The organism is Bradyrhizobium sp. CCGB12 (assembly GCF_024199845.1).
GTDB lineage: Bacteria > Pseudomonadota > Alphaproteobacteria > Rhizobiales > Xanthobacteraceae > Bradyrhizobium.
The window spans coordinates 6,945,187-6,962,875 of record NZ_JANADO010000001.1; the positions used below are offsets into that span (position 1 = coordinate 6,945,187).

Below are 17,689 nucleotides of genomic sequence, written 5' to 3' on the forward strand. Positions count from 1 at the left end.
TGATGCCCGCCCCCGCAAGGCCGCTTGAAAGGCGAAATCAGCCCGCCTAACTTGCCGGCCAAAACGAGGAAACACGATGGCCCACGAAACCGCAACGCTCGCCGCCTATGTCTTCAATCTAAAATACCAGGATATTCCGGCGGAGGTGCTGAAGCGCGCCAAGGTGCTGACGCTGGATTTCCTCGGCAGTGCCATCCGCGCCCGCAACGAGGCGGAATCGACCCCGTCGATCCTGAAGACGCTGGAGGCGCTCGCGCTCGACACCAAGGGCGAGTCCACCGTATTCGGCGATGCCAAGACCTGGACGCCAGCGGTGGCGGCGCTGCTCAACGGCGCGCTCGGACATTCGCTCGACTTCGACGATACGCATGCCGATTCCTCGCTGCATCCGAGTGCGCCGGTGGTGCCGGCCGCCTTCGCCGTCGGCGAGATGGTCGGCGCGTCCGGACGTGACGTGCTGACCGCGATCGTCGCGGGCTATGAGGTCTGCTGCCGGCTCGGCAACGCGCTCGATCCGACCTCGCACTACGCGCGCGGCTTCCACCCGACCGCGACCGCCGGCACCTATGGCGCGGCCGCGGCGGCGGCAAAACTGTTCGGCCTCTCCGCGCAGCAGATCATCGCAGCCTTCGGCGTGTCCGGCAGCCAGGCCGCGGGCTCGCTGCAATTCCTGGTCAACGGCGCCTGGAACAAGCGCTACCAGGTCGGCGCCGCCGCGATGAACGGCGTGATCGCCGCGACGCTGGCGCGCAACGATTTCGTCGGCGCGACCGAATCGGTCGAGGGCAAGCACGGCCTGCTCGCCGGCTACACCGACGATGCGCATCCGGGCAAGGCCGTCGCCGAGCTCGGCAAGACCTACGAGACCATGAAGATCGGCGTGAAGCCTTATCCGAGCTGTCGCTACACCCATGCGGCGATCGATGCGCTGATCGCGATGCGGCGCGAGCACAATCTGACGCCCGACCAGGTCAAGCGTGTCGAGATCGGCCTGCATCGCAACGGCATCACGCTCACCGGCGATGCCGCCACCAAGCGGCATCCGACCTCGATCGTCGGCGGTCAGTTCTCGATGTTCTTCACCGGCGCGCTCGCACTCGACCAGGGCTCGTTCGGCTGGGACGACTATGACCGCCTTGGCGACGCCGCCATCGACGCGCTCGCCGACAAGTTCGACGTGGTGCAGGACGACCGCCTCGAGGTCGGCCGCACCCATCCGTTCGGCGCCCGCGTCAGCATCACCACCGACGACGGCGTGCACGAGCGGCTCTACGCCGATCCCTCCGGCGAGCCGAATTCGTTTCCCGACACACAGGCGATGCAGCAGAAGTTTCTGACGCTGGCCCGCCCCGTGCTGAATGCGCGGGCAGAAAAGTTTGCGGATGCGATCATGACGCTGGAGCGGTTCGATCGCGTGGCCAAGGCGACGGAGCTGGGGAGGTAGGACTCGCGCTGCGCGTTCTCTTCCCTCTCCCCTTGCGGGAGAGGGTGGCTCGCCGCGTAGCGGCGAGACGGGTGAGGGGTTCTCTCCGCGAGCACCTTCATGCAGTTGAATTTGCGGAGACGTACCCCTCATCCGGCGCTTCGCGCCACCTTCTCCCGCAAGGGGAGAAGGAAGAAAGCACCCCACTCCTCTCAATCCGCCCCCGCCACCTTCCCGTTCCCGCGCGTCGCCGCAATCACTTCCCGGATCAGATCGAACACGCCGTCGGCTTCCGGCGGCCCGTTCGGCGAGCGGCCGAGGCGCACGATGACGAGGCGCTCCGAGGGAATGATGATCGTGTACTGCCCGATCGTGCCCTTGGCGAAGAAGGCATCGCGCGGCCAGCCGTGCTTGATTCGAAACTTTGCACCAAAGCTATCGCCCTGGTTGGTCCAGAAGCCGGCGCCGATGCCGACCCAGGCGTTCGGCGTGGCGGCCGCGGAATAATTCACCCAGCCCTCCGGCAGGATGCGCTTGCCGCCGGCGACGCCGTCGTTGAGATAAAGCTGGCCGAAGCGCGCCCAGTCGCGCGCGGAGGCCAGCATCTCGCTTGAGCCCTCGATCGTGCCGGCACTGTCGAGCTGAAGCGTGACGTTGTTCATGCCGAGGGGCGCGAACAATTCGCGGCGCGCGAAGGCCAACGCATCTGCGGGTTTGCCGCCCGCGGCGTTGCGGATCAGATGCGCAAGAATGAGAAAATTGCCGTCGTGATAATTCCACGCCGTGCCCGGCGCGGTCGCGAGCGGCGCGCGCTCGGCAAAGCTGGTCATATCGTCCTCGGCGTACTTCATGGCGTTGATCGGCTCGAGTGCGGAGCCGAGCGAAGCCTCCAACGAGCTTCCGAGCGCAATGCCCGCGGTGTGCCGCAGCAATTGATCGACCGTGATGGCATGGTGCGGATCATCAGGATTTTGCCAGGCGGCGATTGGCGCGGGCCCATCCAGCTTCAACTTGCCCTGGCGCACGAGAATGCCCGTCAGTGCGGACATCACCGACTTCGTCATGGAGATGCCGAGCAGCTGCGTCTCCGGTCCGACACCGTCGGCGTAGCGCTCGGCGATGACGCGGCCGGACTTCATCACGACGATCGCGCGAGTGCGGCGATAGGGCGGCTGTGCGGGCTCGGCGAAGGCGCGATCGAGCGCGGCTGCCAGGCCCTCGCTTTGTGGAGGTACGATCCCTGCGCCGGCGATATCAGGGAGCAGCGCGGGCTGCTTGTCGTCAGGCGGCAACGCGACGTCGACGAGCCCCTGGCCGTGCTCGAGCGTGCAGCCAAGTCCCTCGCGATAGACGGCATGGCTGCGGCCGATGCCGAATAGGGACACCGTGACATCCTTACGGGCGCGATCGACCTGCAGATTCATCGTCCAGGTCAGGAGGCCGGTGCCCGGCATCGCGTCGGTGGTCTCGACGAGGTTACGCTGGGGATCCAGGCCGGAGACGAACGTCTCCGAGCAGATGATGTCGGCGATGAAGCCGGTGGCAACCTTGGGCACGTGATGCGCCCGTGCCGCGCCGAGCGCGAGGCCGGCGCAGGCGATGGCAGTGGTGAGGAGGACGATCTTACGGCGACGGGTCACGGGCTTTCTCCGGCTGCGGGGCGAGTGCGGGAGAGCAGGCCGGATGCGGGCGATACGCGCTCGCCGGATTTGAAAAGCGACCTCGTCGAAACTGATCGGGACTAGTCGATTTCGGAATTGTCCTTTTATTTCAATTACGTAAATCGCCGCATCGCCACAGTGCGCTGCGCTCCCTCTCCCCGTTCTTACGGGGAGAGGGTTGGGGTGAGGGGCCGCTCTCCGCGGATGAGACCGTGGACGGACCTGTACCCCCTCACCCGGATCGCAAGGGCGATCCGACCTCTCCCCGCAGGCGGGGAGAGGTTAGGAGAACTCAGGCTGCATCGGCCTTGAGGCGCCGGTACTCCGTCGGCGTTACCCCGGTTACCGCCTTGAAGGCGCGGTTGAACGGGCCGAGCGACTGGAAGCCGGCATCCATCGCGATGGTGATGACGGGAACCTCGGCCTGGGCGGGATCGGCGAGCGCGGCCTTGGCCTCCTCGATCCTGTGATTGTTGAGGAACACATTGAAGTTGCGATAGCCCAGTCGCTGGTTGATCAACCTGCGCAGCCGGTATTCCGGAATTTTCAGCCGGCCCGCCAGCACGCCGATGGTGATGTTCTCCTGACGATAGATCCGCTCGTCCCCCATCAGCCGCATCAGGGCGTCGATGAGCTTTTGATCGGCGGCGTCATCGGCCGCAGGCTGGCTGAAAACGTCAGGCGATGCGGGCTCCGCCGCGGCCGGAAACAGATCCTCCCCGTCAACGCGCATCATGGCATAGACGATCGCCGCGACGGTGCAGGCGAGCACGCCGGCATTGATGGTTTCGGCGACCGCGCCGACATGGTGGCCGGCGACGGTGATCTGGAGCACCGCGTTCAGCCCGCCATAGAGCGCGGTTGCGCAGACAATGAAGACACGAACGCGGCGGCGGCGCTCGACCAGGTCGACCGGCCAGGAGGCGATCATCTGGCCGACCGCAAGCGCGATGAAGCCGAGCACGATCAGATTGACCACCGTTACCGAGAACCGCACATGGCCGCTGGGTGCAATCCAGACGCAGCCTGCAAAGCTGAAGGCCGTCACCAGCGCCCAGACCCATCCGTGCCACCAGCGGAGGCGAAATTCGTCGTCGAACAGGGACCGCGTGAACAGCCAGAACACCACGATGGTGCCGGTCGACAACGCGATCAGCGGTGCATGCCAGAGCGGAACCCGCGACGTGACATCCAACGAATAGCTCACAGCATGCGCGATCGAGCTCAGCGCGAAGGCCGCGCCGAGGCGAGCAGCCAGCACGTTGCGAAAATCATGTAACAGCGACGCCGCCAACATCAGCAGCAGCGCGACGCTGGCGGCGCGAAAGGCAAGCTCGAGGGCGGCTGTTGTCATCGCAGGCTGCGGTCGATCACGGTTGCGGTCGGCCGAACATCGTTCGTTGCGTCCATTTTTTCAAGAACCATCCACACCACAACTGTCATCGCCCGGCTTGACCGGGCGATCCAGTATTCCGAGACGGCTGTGATTGAACCGATGGGCCGCGGCGTACTGGATGCCTCGCTTTCGCGGGGCATGACAGAGGTGCTTTGTCGCGACGGCAATGCGAAATTCTGCTACGATCACGCCCAAGAAAGTCAGAAGGAGTCCACCCATGAGCTGGCAACCCTCGAACGATCCCGTGCTCGGCGATCCCATGTCCTGTGATGCGCTCGACCTCGTCATCGTCCCGCGCACGCGCGACCTCGGCGACGGATTTGCGGTGCGGCGCGCGCTGCCGCATGGCAGGCGGCAGATGGTCGGCCCCTTCATCTTCTTCGATCATTTCGGACCGGTGCAGTTCGTCTCCGGCAAGGGCATGGACGTGCGGCCGCATCCGCATATCGGGCTTGCCACCGTCACCTATCTGTTCGACGGCGCGATCATGCATCGCGACAGCGAGGGCAACGTTCAGGAGATCGCGCCCGGCGCGATGAACCTGATGACGGCGGGGCGCGGCATCGCGCATTCCGAGCGCACGCCGGATGCGCAGCGCGCCTCGGGCCAGAAGATGCTCGGCCTGCAGAGCTGGATCGCGCTGCCGGCCGGATCGGAAGAGATCGCGCCGTCGTTCCAGCATTATGCCGCCGGCGATTTGCCGATGATCTCCGAACGCGACTTCACCGCGCGCGTGATCGCGGGCTCCGCCTTCGGCATCGCCTCGCCTGTGTCGATGGTCTCGCCCTGGTTCTACACCGAGGTCACCGCCGCGGAAGGCGCGCGCGTCCCGCTCGACCCCGACCATGAGGAGCGTGCGATCTATGTCGTCGACGGCGAGGTCGAGATCGCGAACGAGCGTCATGAGGGACCGCGACTCCTGATCTTCCGCCCCGGCGACCGCATCACCGTGAAGGCGCTCAAGCCGACGCGGATGATGTTTCTCGGCGGCGATGCACTGGAGGGCCCGCGCCACATCTGGTGGAATTTCGTCTCCTCCAGCAAGGAGCGGATCGAGCAGGCCAAGCAGGACTGGAAAACCGGCCGCTTCGCGGCGGTTCCGCAGGAACATGAGTTCATTCCGCTGCCGGAATAGGCTATCCCGGTTATCGGCCGTCCTATCAGGCGCGGCCGGATTGTTTGCCTGAAGGCCCTGTCCGCGAAAGCTTTGCCGATGACCACCATGCTCTCCAGTGACCTGCCGCTGCCCAAGATCGGACGCGGCAAGGTGCGCGACATCTACGCCGTCGACGACGACCGCCTGTTGCTCGTCACTACCGATCGTATCAGCGCCTTCGACGTCGTGATGGGCGAGACCATCCCGATGAAGGGCGCGGTGCTGACGCAAGTGAGCGCGTTCTGGTTCAATGAGCTCGAAGGCGTGGTGCCGCATCACATGATCAGCGCCGACACCGATGCGATCCTCGCGGCGGTGCCGGCCTTGAAACCCCACCGCGCCGAAATCCTCGGCCGCGCCATGCTGTGCAAGCGCACCACCGTATTCCCGATCGAATGCGTGATCCGCGGCTATCTCTCGGGCTCGGCCTGGAAGGAATATGCCGCGAGCGGCACGCTCGCCGGCGAGAAGCTGAAGGCCGGCCTCGTCGAGAGCGAAAAGCTGGAGCCCGCCATCTTCAGCCCCGCGACCAAGGCCGAGAGCGGCCATGACGAGAACATCACCATCGCGAAGATGCGCACGGTCGTCGGCGACGAGGTCGCCTACACGCTGGAGAGCATGACCCGCGCGATCTACACGCTCGGCGAGGAACTGGCCCGCGAGCAGGGCATCATCATCGCCGACACCAAATTCGAGTTCGGCCGCGACAAGGACGGCCGCATCATCCTGATCGACGAGGTCATGACGCCGGACTCCTCGCGCTTCTGGGCGGTCGACGCCTACAAGCCCGGCCAGCCGCAGGCGAGTTTCGACAAGCAACCGCTGCGCGACTATCTCGACATCGAGCGCCACGCCGGTCGCTGGAACGGCGACGCCCCGCCGCCACCGTTGCCGGCGAGCGTGGTGGACGCGACCAGCAAGCGGTACCTGGAAGCGTATCGGCGCGTGACGGGGCAAGAGCTGAAGATTTAGGCCGGCTGCCGCGCGCGCCGTCATTGCGAGGAGCCCTTGCAACGAAGCAATCCAGGCTGCCTCCGCGGAGGGATTCTGGATTGCTTCGCGGAGCCTGTCATCGGGCCGCGCTTCGCGCGGACCCGGTGGCTCGCAATGACGTGGATGGGCTGGTGTGCTCCTCTGGCCCGCCGCGTGTGATTGGCCGTTCAATCCGCCAAGCACGAACTTCGGAATGTAGCCAAGCAGTTCGGGCGCGATCGCGAGCATCAGCAGAGACAGCGCCGAGACGGTGAGGCCGGACAGGCGGCCGCGGCCGCCGCTGGAAAAATTGAGGATCGAGCGGCTGACCGAGATGCAACCGGCATAGCCGCCGAGCACGCCGGTCAGCATGTTGGCCGTGCCGGTGACGTTCAGCTCGCGCTCGAGATTGGCCTCGCGGTGGACGGCTACCTCGATCCTGGTGGTGTTGAACAGCGTGCTCGATGCCGTGACGAAGACCACGGCGACGAGATTGCCAAGCAGGTCCGGCACCGCAAACCAGGGATATTGAATGAAGCCGTCGGGATGCCAGGGCATCATGAAGGAAGCAGCCGGGGGCGGCTGGAAGGTCCAGCCGAGCGCGCGGGCTTGGTCGGGCGAGATGCCGGAGAGCCAGAACGCCAGGTGCGCCGTGAGCACGCCGCCGACGAGGTCGACAGCGTGCTCTACGTGCTCAACACGCACCAGTTCGACGCGATCAAGGCCGGGGATTCCGCACTCAGCCACAAGCTGCTGACGTACTTCGTGTCGATCATGGCGGAGCGGCTGACATTCGCAAACCGGACGATCGCGGTGTTGAGAAGGTAGGCCGTAGCCCGCATGAGCGAAGCGATATGCGGGACCTGAGGCCCCGGATGTCGCTAGAGCTCATCCGGGCTACGAAGTTTCGTCATTGCGAGGAGCTCTTGCGACGAAGCAATCCAGACTGTCTCAGTGGAAAGATCCTGGATTGCTTCGCTTCGCTCGCAATGACGTGGAGGGGCCGATACGCCTCACACCCCCGCCATCATCACGTATTTGATCTCGACATATTCTTCCATGCCGTGACGCGAGCCTTCGCGCCCGAGGCCGCTTTCCTTGACGCCGCCGAAGGGCGCGACTTCCGTGGTGATCAGGCCGGTGTTGACGCCGACCATGCCGGACTCCAGTGCCTCGGCGACGCGCCAGACACGGCCGAGATCGCGCGAGTAGAAATAGGACGCCAAGCCGAACGGCGAGGCGTTGCACATCGCGATCACGTCGGCCTCGTCCTTGAATCTGATCACCGGCGCAAGCGGGCCGAAGGTTTCCTCCTGCGACACCAGCGAGTCCGCCTTGACGTCGGCGAGCACGGTCGGCTCGAAGAACGAGCGCCCGAGCTCGCTGCGCTTGCCGCCAGTGACGACCTTGGCGCCGCGCTTGACGGCATCCGCAATGTGGCGCTCGACCTTGTCGATCGCCTTCATGTTGATCAGCGGGCCCTGCGTGACGCCGCCCTCGGTGCCGTCGCCGATCTTCATCGCCGCGACCTTCTTCGACAATTTCTGCACGAACTCGTCGTAGATCTTGTCCTGGGCGTAGATGCGGTTGGCGCAGACGCAGGTCTGGCCCATGTTGCGGTATTTCGACACGATGGCGCCCTCGACCGCGGCATCGATGTCGGCGTCGTCGAACACCACGAACGGCGCATTACCGCCGAGCTCCAGGCCGAGCCGCTTCACGCCGACGGAAGCCTGCTGGTAGAGGATCTTGCCGACTGCGGTTGAGCCGGTGAAGCCGACGAAGCGCACGGCCGGATGCTCGCACAGCACCTTGCCGATCGGCGGCGCGTCGCCGGTGATGATGTTGAGCACGCCCTTGGGGATGCCGGCCTTCTCGGCGAGCACCGCCAGCGCGAGCGCCGACAGCGGCGTTTCATTGGCGGGCTTGAGCACCACGGTGCAGCCGGCCGCCAGCGCCGGCGAGACCTTGCGGGTGATCATCGAGTTCGGGAAATTCCACGGCGTGATCGCGCCGCAGACGCCGATCGGCTGCTTGATGGCGAGCAGGCGCGCATCGGCGCGCTGGGTCGGAATGGTCTCGCCATAGACGCGGCGGGCCTCTTCCGCGAAAAACTCGATATAGGCGGCGCCGATGTCGACCTCGCCGAGCGCCTCCGTGAGCGGCTTGCCCTGTTCGGAGGTGAGGATCAGCGCGAGATCCTCGCGGTTGGCGATGATCAGCTCGAACCATTTGCGCAGGATGTTGGAGCGCTGTTTTGCGGTGTGCTTGGCCCAGGCCGGGAAGGCGCGCTCGGCGGCCTCGACCGCCCTGGTCGTATCATCGGCACCAAGCTGCGGAACCTTGGCGAGCTCGATGCCGGTCGCGGGATTGTTCACGGCGAAGACCGGCGTGCCGACCCAGGCGCCGTCGATGTAGCAGGCTTCCTTCAGCAGCGAAGGGTCCTTCAACCGGTCGCGCAGATGGGACGAGGCTTGCGGGGCGCGGGCGGCGGCGGTCGGGGTCATGGCGTTGCTCCTCAGGGCGCGATCGGATCGGCCCGGAATATAGGGACAGACGGTGCGTAATGCACCGCCCCGCAACGCACATCTGCTGGGAGCTAAACGGCCAGCGGCCTTACGCCGCGCCGCTCATATAGGTCTCGCGCCGGCCGATCATGCGCTCGGCCGCGGCCTTGGCGTCGGCCTTCGAGGACGTCGCGCACGTCCGGTATTCGAGATCCGGGACGTCGGACCTGTCGCGGCGGCCGAACCAAGATTTCGAGCCGACCGGCAGCAGCGCCAGGGACTGCGCCAGATTGTCGACCGCGCCGAAGGAATACAGCGCGCCCGTGCCGGCGATGCGAACTTCGTAAATGCCGGGCGAGATCGGCGCCTCCAGATTGTCGCCCCGTCCGTGACGGGGATAGCGCTTCCATTCGCTCCAGGTCGAAATCATCCAAAGCCCCCTCGCGGCCGATCAGCGACCGCCAAATTTGCATCAAGTCTTAACGTCGGCGGCCGATTGGCCGAGTGCTGAACGCAGCAACGCACAAAATGTTTCAAGTGAATCAAACAGGTGAAACATAACGCCCGCGCTCATCCACGGTCACGGCGAGTTGCGGCCATCCACCGCAGATTGTGACGGAGTGTTGCAGTTCAGCCGCCTGTCGTCCTGCGCGGGGCGCGGACCGTCAAGTCACGACATCGCGACCACCGCGGGCATCTCGACACGCTTGCCGCGCGGGGCGTGCGGGAGGACAATCGATCACTTCCAACAATAATCAAACCGGAGGAAACACGCATGCAAAGCCGAGCCGAGATCGACGAGATCCTGCGCCAGAAGAGCGACGCAAAGGAAATTCCCGGAGTCGTTGCCATCGCCGCCAGCGGTCAAGACGTGTTGTATCAGGGTGCGTTCGGCAGGCGCGACCTGTCGAAGCCCGATGCGATGACTGCGGACAGCGTGTTCTGGATCGCGTCGATGACGAAGGCGGTGACGTCGGCGGGCGCCATGCAACTGGTCGAGCAAGGCAAGCTGTCGCTGGATGCGCCGATCGGCGAGTTGCTGCCCGATCTCGCCAAGCCGCAGGTGCTCGAAGGCTTCGATGCCAAGGGCGAGGCGAAGCTGCGGCCGGCGAAAGGACCGATCACGCTGCGCCAGCTCATGACCCACACCGCCGGCTTCTGCTACAACATGTGGAACGGCGATCTCGCGGTCTATCTGGAAAAGACCGGCATTCCCGCCATCACCACCTGCCAGAACGCGGCGCTGAAGACGCCGATCATGTCCGACCCCGGCACGCGCTGGGAATACGGCACCAATATCGACTTCGTCGGCAAAGCGGTGGAGGCCGCCAGCGGCAAGCGGCTCGATGCTTATCTGCGCGACAATCTGTTCGCGCCGCTCGGCATGGGCGATACTGCCTTCAAGATCACCGACGGCATGCGCAAGCGCCTCGTCGGCATGCATGCGCGCGGCGAGGACGGCCAGCTCGCATCGATCCCGTTCGAGCTCGAGCAGGAGCCGGAATTCCACATGGGTGGCGGCGGCCTCTACTCGACCGCGGCCGACTACATCAAGTTCACCCAGATGATCCTGAACAAAGGCCGTGGCAACGGCAACCAAGTGCTGAAGCCGGAGACGATCGCGATGATGGGCCAGAACCAGATGGGCGATCTTACCATGGGCAAGCTGACCACGGCGGCGCCGATGTACACGAACGACGTCGATCTCTATCCGGAGCAGGTGAAGAAGTGGGGCCTCAGCTTCATGATCAACACCGCCAAGACGGCGGAAGGGCGCAGCGCAGGCAGCCTCGCCTGGGCCGGCCTCGCCAACACCTATTACTGGATCGACCCGGCGCGCGACGTCACCGGCGTGATCCTGATGCAGCTGCTGCCGTTCGCTGACGCAAAATGCCTGGAGGCGTTCGCGGGCTTCGAGCGCGGGGTTTATGCCGGCCTCGATGCTGCCGGGAGCGGGAAGAGGGCGGCCTAACCCTTAGTATGAGGCGCGCGGCGTCGCGCGCCTCCCCGGCAAGGGATAACCTCGTGCCCGAAAGCTCTCGGCTTCAGGCACGAGGCAACAATCTTGAGGAGACGAACTTGGCGGACGATCTTGCAGGCAAAGCCGACAGCTATGTTTGCGGCATCTCGGACACGCCGCTGCTCGGAGACACCATCGGCCGCAGTCTCGACCATGCGGTGCGGCGCTGGGGCGATCGCGAGGCGCTGGTCTCGCCCAGCCACGGCGTGCGATGGACATGGTCCGAATTTGCCGAACGGGTCGATGCGCTCGCCGCCGGCTTTCTCGCGCTCGGCCTGGAGCGGGGGCAACGAATCGGCATCTGGTCGCTGAACCGGCCGGAATGGACGCTGACCCAGTTCGCCGCCGCCAAGGCCGGCCTGATCCTGGTGACGATCAATCCTGCCTATCGCTTGAGCGAGCTGGAATTTGCGCTTCGCAAGGTCGGCTGCGCTGCGATCGTCACCGCGACGGCATTCAAGACCAGCAACTACATAGAGATGCTCAATGCGCTGCTGCCGGAGCTGTCCGCCGCCAAGCCGGGGCAGCTGCATGCGGCACGGCTGCCTGCCCTTCGCAACGTCATCCAGATCGGCGGCCCAGCCGCGCCAGGCACGATTGCTTTCGACGAGATCGCGGGTATGGGCGGCGACCGGCACCGACAGCAGCTTGTCGCGCTCGGCCATGAGCTGCAGTTCGACGATCCCGTCAACATCCAGTTCACCAGCGGCACCACGGGATCGCCCAAGGGCGTGACGCTGACCCATCACAACATCCTCAACAACGGCTATTTCGTCGGCCGCGCCATGCGCCTGACGGAAGCGGATCGCATCTGCATTCCGGTGCCGCTCTATCATTGCTTCGGCATGGTCATGGGCAACCTTGCCTCCGTCACGCTCGGCGCCGCAATGGTTTATCCCGGCGAGGGTTTTGACCCGCTCACGACGCTGCGCACGATCGAACAGGAGAAATGCACGGCGCTCTACGGCGTGCCGACGATGTTCATCGCCGAACTCGATCACCCCGAATTCGGGCACTTCGACCTGACATCGCTCCGCACCGGCATCATGGCGGGCGCGCCCTGCCCTATCGAGGTGATGAAGCGCGTCAACACCGCGATGAACATGCGGGAGGTTACGATCGCCTACGGCATGACCGAGACCAGTCCCGTCAGCTTCCAGAGCGCGGTGGACGATCCGCTGGAGCGCCGCGTCTCCACGGTCGGACGGATCCATCCGCACGTCGAAGTCAAGATCGTCGATCTCGAGGGCAAGATCGTCAAGCGCGGCGAACGGGGCGAGCTGTGCACCCGCGGCTACAGCATCATGCTGGGTTATTGGGAAGAGAGGGAGAAGACCGCCGACGTGCTCGATGCGAACGGCTGGATGCACACCGGCGACCTCGCCACCATCGACGACGAGGGTTATTGCAACATCGTCGGCCGCATCAAGGACATGGTGATCCGCGGCGGCGAAAATCTCTATCCGCGCGAGATCGAGGAATTTCTGTATCGTCACCCCAAGATCCAGGACGTGCAGATCTTCGGCGTGGCGGACAGCCGCTATGGCGAAGAGCTCTGCGCCTGGATCCGCGTCAAATCGGGCGAGCAACTGACGGCGGACGAGGTGCGGACGTTCTGCGAAGGCCAGATCGCCCACAACAAGATCCCGCGCTACGTGGAATTCGTCGACGAATTTCCGATGACCGTGACCGGAAAGATCCAGAAATTCCTGATGCGCGATGCGGTGGAGCAGCGGCTGGGGCTGACGGCCGCGAAGACGGCGTGAGCTGCATCGTCATTGCGAGGAGCTCTTGCGACGAAGCAATCCAGATTCTTGCCGCGGAGACAGACTGGATTGCTTCGCTACGCTCGCAATGACGGGCGTGAGAGACGAGCCTTAAACCGTCAGCCCGCGCTGCTGGGCCAGCTCCTTCAGCGACACCTGCGGACGGGCGCCGATGTGCTGGATCACTTCGGCAGCCGCGAGCGCGCCGAGCTCGCCGCATTGCTTGTGCGCCAGGTTGCGCGAAAGGCCGTACAGGAAGCCGGCAGCGAAGAGATCACCGGCGCCGGTGGTGTCCACCAGTTTCGTGATCGGCGAGGCCGGAGCTGCGACAGCGTCGGTCGGCGTCACCACCACGCAGCCCTTCTCGCTGCGGGTGACGACACCGAGATTGACGTCATTGCGCAGCTGCTTCAGCGCGGTGTCGAAATCCGAGGTCACATAGAGCGAGTGCAACTCGGACTCGTTGGCGAAGACGATGTCGACGGTGCCGTCGCGCATCAGCCCCAGGAATTCGTCGCGGTAGCGATCGACGCAGAAGGAATCCGACAGGGTGAGCGCGACCTTGCGTCCGGCCACGTGCGCAATCCTCGCCGCCTTGAGAAAGGCTTCCTTGGCGGCCGGCGGATCCCAGAGATAGCCTTCGAGATAGATGATCCTGGCCGCGGAGATCTCGGCCGGATCGATGTCGGCGGGCGACAGATCCTGCGCCGCGCCGAGATAGGTGTTCATGGTGCGCTCGCCGTCACCGGTGACGAGGATGTAGGAACAGCCGGTGGCGGGGCCGTCCTTCGCGGCGGGGGTGTTGAAGGCGACGCCGGCGGCGCGGATGTCGTGGACGTAGAGCTTGCCGATCTGGTCGTCCTTGACCTTGCCGACATAGGCGGCGCGTGCCCCCAAGCTGCCGATGCCGACGATGGTGTTGGCAGCCGAGCCGCCCGAGACTTCCGTGGCCGGCCCCATGTCCTTGTAGATGGCCGCGGCCCGCGCCTCGTCGATCAGGGACATGCTGCCCTTGGTCATGCCATGCTTGGCCAAAAAGGCCTCGTCGGTCCTGACCAGCACGTCGAACAGCGCGTTACCGATGCCGAGAACGTCATATTTCACGTCAGCCATTCACCTTGATCCTGTTTGGCGGATTGCGATACCTGCGGAAATCCGCTTCCTGTCGGCCTGAAATCTGGCTCGCGGCCTATCACGACCGGGCCTTTGCGGGCAAGCAACGGTATTATTAAAGAGCATGATCCGCTCCTTCCTGACCGTCTCGACGGGAACACTGGCCTCGCGGCTGCTGGGCTTTGCGCGCGATTCCATGATCGCGGCACTGCTTGGCACCGGCGCGGTGGCGGATGCGTTCCTGGCGGCGTTCCAGCTCGTCAACGTGGTGCGACGACTGCTCAGCGAGGGGGCGCTGAATGCGGCGCTGATTCCGGCCTGGCTCCGGATCAGGGACAGCGACGGCGCAGCGGCTGCGGCGGCATTCGCCGGGCGCGTGCTCGGCACGGTCAGCGTGGCCCTGGTCGCGATCTCGATCTTCATTGCGCTCGCAATGCCGCTGATCATCACGGTGATCGCGCCTGGCTTTCTCGGCAGTGGCACGCTCGATCTCGCCGTGCACAATGCGCGGCTGATGCTGCCCTATCTCGCCTTTGCCGGCCCGGTCACCGTGCTGATGGGGCTGCTCAACGCACAAGGCCGCTTTGCGCTCACGGCGTTCTCGCCGCTGCTGTTCAACATCGCCCTGATCGCCGCGATCGCGATGCTGCTCGTCTGGCATGCCGATGCGACCTTCGCGGCGTGGCTGCTGGCGGCCACCGTCGGCATCGCCGGCCTGCTGCAACTCGCGATGCTGCTGTCGCAGCGAAGCGGACACCTCGCAACACCGTTGCGCGTCAACTTCGACAAGGAGATGCAGGCCTTTTTCGCCAAGGCCGTACCCGGCATGATCGCAAGCTCGGGCCCGCAATGGCTGATGGTGGCGGGCGCGATCATCGCTTCGTCGACGCCCTCCGCGGTCTCCTGGCTCTATTTCGCCAACCGCCTGATCGAGCTGCCGCTCGGCATCGTCGGCGTCGCCATGGGCACGGTGCTGGTGCCGGAGCTGACCCGCGCGGTCGGAAGCCGCGACCGCGATGCTGTAGCGCATGCGGAATCACGCGCGCTGGAGCTTGCGACCGGGCTGGCGCTGCCGGCCACAATCGGCCTGATCGTGCTGGCCGAGCCGATCGTGCGGCTTCTGTTCGAGCATGGCGCCTTTGGCGCACAGGACAGCGCGGCGACGGCGCACGCGCTGATGTGGCTGGCGCTCGGCCTGCCCGCGCATGTGCTGATCAAGGCGCTGTCGCCGGCCTTCTATGCCCGCAGCGACACGATGACGCCGTTGCTGGCAACGGCCAAAGGGTTCGTGGTGACGGTCGTGCTCGCGGTTCTGCTCGGCCATTTCCTTGGCACGAGCGGGATCGCGGCGAGTATCGCGGCCGGCGCCTGGAGCAGCGCGCTTGCGCTGATCCGGAAAGGCACCGGCGAATTCGGCTTCTCGGCTGATGCCGCCGCGCGAAAACGGCTGCCGCGGATCCTGCTCGCCGCCGCCGCCATGGGCGCCCTGCTCTGGCTGACTGCAGGTCTTGTGCCTGGCGAAGCCCACGGCCTCATCCATGTCATCGTGCTGGGTGCGCAGATCGCGGCCGGGATCGCCGTCTACGGCCTGCTCCTGCAAATCCTCGGTGCCGCCTCCTGGCGCGAGGCGGCCAGCGCCCTGAAGCGGCCCGCCTAACGAAATGCCCTTGACGAGGCAGCGCCGCTGTTGGAAACGACGGCCGAATACCTTTTGGGAAGGCTGACAATGGCATTCGTTGAACGGGTCTTTTCGGGCGTCCAGCCGACGGGCAATCTTCATCTCGGCAACTATCTCGGCGCGATCGTCAACTTCGTGAAGATGCAGGAAACCCACAACTGCATCTATTGCGTCGTCGACATGCACGCGATCACGCAAGGGCTGGACGTCTGGGGCGGGCCGGCCGAGCTCACGCGCAACACCCGCGAGGTCACCGCGGCGTTCATCGCTGCGGGCATCGATCCGAAGAAGCACATCGTGTTCAACCAGAGCCAGGTCTCGGGCCATGCCGAGCTCGCCTGGATCTTCAACTGCGTCGCGCGCATGGGCTGGCTCAGCCGCATGACCCAGTTCAAGGAGAAGGCCGGCAAGGACCGCGAGAACGCCTCGGTCGGGCTGTTCGACTATCCCGTGCTGATGGCGGCCGACATTCTGCTTTACCGCGCCACCCACGTGCCTGTTGGCGAGGACCAGAAGCAGCATCTCGAGCTCTCGCGCGACATCGCGCAGAAGTTCAACAACGACTTTGGCGATTCCATTCGCGCCCAGGGCGCCAATGACGGCCTGTTCTTCCCGCTGCCGGAACCCTTCATCACGGGCCCGGCGACACGCGTGATGAGCCTGCGCGACGGCACCAAGAAGATGTCGAAGTCGGACGCCTCCGACAATTCGCGCATCAATCTGACCGACGATGCCGACACCATAGCCCAGAAGATCCGCAAGGCGAAAACCGATCCGGAGCCGCTGCCGAGTGAAGAGAAGGGCCTGGAAGCGCGTCCCGAGGCCGACAATCTCGTCGGCATCTTCGCCGCGCTCTCGGACCGCTCCAAGGCGGACGTGCTGCGCGATTTCGGCGGCGGCCAGTTCTCCAGCTTCAAGAATGCGCTGGCGGAGCTGTGCGTCACCAAGCTCGCGCCGATCGCCGGCGAGATGAAGCGCCTCGTTGCCGACCCCGACCATATCGACGCGATCCTGAACGACGGCTCCGACCGGGCCCGCGCCATCGCCGACGAGACGATGAAGCTCTCCAAGGACATCGTCGGCTTCATCCGCCGGCGCTGATCGTCGCGTCAGCGCAACGTCGGCCGGCGCCACCGCGCCGGCCGACGTCCCCTCTCCCAAAACGGGAGGGAGTGTGGCAGCATGCTCGCCGCGCACACACCGGGACATGCATGACCAGCAAGCGACTTTGCTTCGAGCCGGGTCACAAGCCCAAATGCCTCGTCATCGTCGATGACACCGCCGAATGGGATCGCGCGGTCTATTACGCCAGCCGCTGGGCGATCCGCGCCGGCGGCGGCGTGGTGATGCTCCGCATCATCGAGCCGGAGCAGCAGAGCCAGGAATGGCTCGGTGTCGCCGATATCATGCGCGCCGAGGCGCAAGAAGCCGCCGAAGCCGCGCTCGACCGCGCCGCCGGTAGAGCCAACGGCATCGCCGCGATCACGCCGGAACGGGTGATCCGGGAGGGCGCCGCGATGGAGCAGCTGCTCGCTGCCATCGACGAGGACCCTGACATCGCCATGCTGGTGCTCGCCGCCAATCCCGGCGCGGAAGGGCCCGGGCCCCTGGTCGCCCTGCTCTCGCATGAGGTGGGGACGTTTCCGGTGCCGGTGACGATCATCTCGGGCGCGCTGAGCGACCAAAGCGTGGATTCGCTTTCGTAGCTACGCGGCCTCTTACCCTCCCCTGGAGGGGGAGGGTCGGCTCACATCTGAGCGCAGCGAAGATGAGAGACGGGGTGGGGTGAAGGTCTCTCCGCCGCGAACAGTGCCCGTGTGGAGAGATCACCCCGCCCCGCTCGCGCTGCGCGCGATCGACCCTCCCCCTCTGGGGGAGGTAAGCGACGCCACAACCCACTGATATTACAACGAAACGCCCGCCTCACCCCTTGATCGTGCGTTCCTCGTCGCCATCTGCTAGTGGATAGGGCACGCGCCGGCCTTGAACCGGCGACG

General features: G+C 65.3%; 13 protein-coding genes and 1 pseudogene. 8 read left to right on the forward strand and 6 right to left on the reverse strand.

The window, feature by feature from the left end; genetic code table 11:
• Positions 1-76: 76 nt before the first annotated feature.
• Positions 77-1,444, forward strand: a complete 1,368-nt coding sequence (locus NLM27_RS31760; protein ID WP_254147028.1) for an MmgE/PrpD family protein — start codon at positions 77-79, stop codon at positions 1,442-1,444.
• A gap of 191 nt (positions 1,445-1,635) precedes the next feature.
• On the opposite strand, the gene NLM27_RS31765 is transcribed toward NLM27_RS31760, so the two are convergent.
• Positions 1,636-3,063, reverse strand: a complete 1,428-nt coding sequence (locus tag NLM27_RS31765) for a serine hydrolase (protein WP_254147029.1) — start codon at positions 3,061-3,063, stop codon at positions 1,636-1,638.
• Between the two features lie 313 nt (positions 3,064-3,376).
• The gene (locus NLM27_RS31770) at positions 3,377-4,438 is read right to left on the reverse strand and encodes a helix-turn-helix domain-containing protein (RefSeq protein ID WP_254147030.1); all 1,062 of its coding nucleotides are present in this window, start codon (positions 4,436-4,438) and stop codon (positions 3,377-3,379) included.
• Positions 4,439-4,697: 259 nt separating this feature from the next.
• Between NLM27_RS31770 and NLM27_RS31775 the strand changes: the two genes are divergently transcribed.
• Together NLM27_RS31775 and NLM27_RS31780 are read left to right on the forward strand one after the other, a co-directional pair.
• Positions 4,698-5,615, forward strand: coding sequence for a pirin family protein (locus tag NLM27_RS31775; protein ID WP_254147031.1), 918 nt, complete (start codon positions 4,698-4,700; stop codon positions 5,613-5,615).
• A 78-nt stretch (positions 5,616-5,693) separates the two neighbouring features.
• On the forward strand, positions 5,694-6,608 hold the full coding sequence (locus NLM27_RS31780) for a phosphoribosylaminoimidazolesuccinocarboxamide synthase (protein WP_254147032.1): 915 nt from the start codon (positions 5,694-5,696) through the stop codon (positions 6,606-6,608).
• A 189-nt stretch (positions 6,609-6,797) separates the two neighbouring features.
• On the opposite strand, the pseudogene NLM27_RS31785 reads toward NLM27_RS31780, so the two are convergent.
• From NLM27_RS31785 to NLM27_RS31795, 3 genes and pseudogenes are all read right to left on the reverse strand, one after another.
• Positions 6,798-7,280: pseudogene (locus NLM27_RS31785) on the reverse strand (SulP family inorganic anion transporter); the annotation flags it as partial.
• A 341-nt stretch (positions 7,281-7,621) separates the two neighbouring features.
• Positions 7,622-9,115, reverse strand: coding sequence for an NAD-dependent succinate-semialdehyde dehydrogenase (locus NLM27_RS31790; RefSeq protein WP_254147033.1), 1,494 nt, complete (start codon positions 9,113-9,115; stop codon positions 7,622-7,624).
• A gap of 109 nt (positions 9,116-9,224) precedes the next feature.
• Positions 9,225-9,545 carry a hypothetical protein gene (locus NLM27_RS31795; RefSeq protein WP_254147034.1) on the reverse strand — a complete coding sequence of 107 codons (321 nt, stop codon included), beginning with the start codon at positions 9,543-9,545 and terminating at the stop codon, positions 9,225-9,227.
• A gap of 345 nt (positions 9,546-9,890) precedes the next feature.
• On the opposite strand from NLM27_RS31795, the gene NLM27_RS31800 reads away from it, so the two are divergent.
• Together NLM27_RS31800 and NLM27_RS31805 are read left to right on the forward strand one after the other, a co-directional pair.
• Positions 9,891-11,087, forward strand: coding sequence for a serine hydrolase (locus NLM27_RS31800; protein ID WP_254147035.1), 1,197 nt, complete (start codon positions 9,891-9,893; stop codon positions 11,085-11,087).
• An 8-nt stretch (positions 11,088-11,095) separates the two neighbouring features.
• Complete coding sequence (locus NLM27_RS31805) at positions 11,096-12,901, forward strand: AMP-binding protein (RefSeq protein ID WP_254147036.1); 1,806 nt, start codon at positions 11,096-11,098, stop codon at positions 12,899-12,901.
• Between the two features lie 111 nt (positions 12,902-13,012).
• Here the strand turns inward: NLM27_RS31805 and NLM27_RS31810 are convergent, their stop codons facing one another.
• Positions 13,013-14,014, reverse strand: a complete 1,002-nt coding sequence (locus tag NLM27_RS31810; RefSeq protein ID WP_254147037.1) for an adenosine kinase — start codon at positions 14,012-14,014, stop codon at positions 13,013-13,015.
• A 124-nt stretch (positions 14,015-14,138) separates the two neighbouring features.
• On the opposite strand from NLM27_RS31810, the gene murJ reads away from it, so the two are divergent.
• The 3 genes from murJ to NLM27_RS31825 all read left to right on the forward strand — a co-directional run bounded on the left by murJ (position 14,139) and on the right by NLM27_RS31825 (position 17,398).
• On the forward strand, positions 14,139-15,671 hold the full coding sequence (gene murJ / locus NLM27_RS31815; protein WP_254147038.1) for a murein biosynthesis integral membrane protein MurJ: 1,533 nt from the start codon (positions 14,139-14,141) through the stop codon (positions 15,669-15,671).
• Between the two features lie 69 nt (positions 15,672-15,740).
• Positions 15,741-16,793, forward strand: a complete 1,053-nt coding sequence (trpS, locus tag NLM27_RS31820) for a tryptophan--tRNA ligase (protein ID WP_254147039.1) — start codon at positions 15,741-15,743, stop codon at positions 16,791-16,793.
• Between the two features lie 110 nt (positions 16,794-16,903).
• Complete coding sequence (locus tag NLM27_RS31825; RefSeq protein WP_254147040.1) at positions 16,904-17,398, forward strand: universal stress protein; 495 nt, start codon at positions 16,904-16,906, stop codon at positions 17,396-17,398.
• Positions 17,399-17,689: the final 291 nt, after the last annotated feature.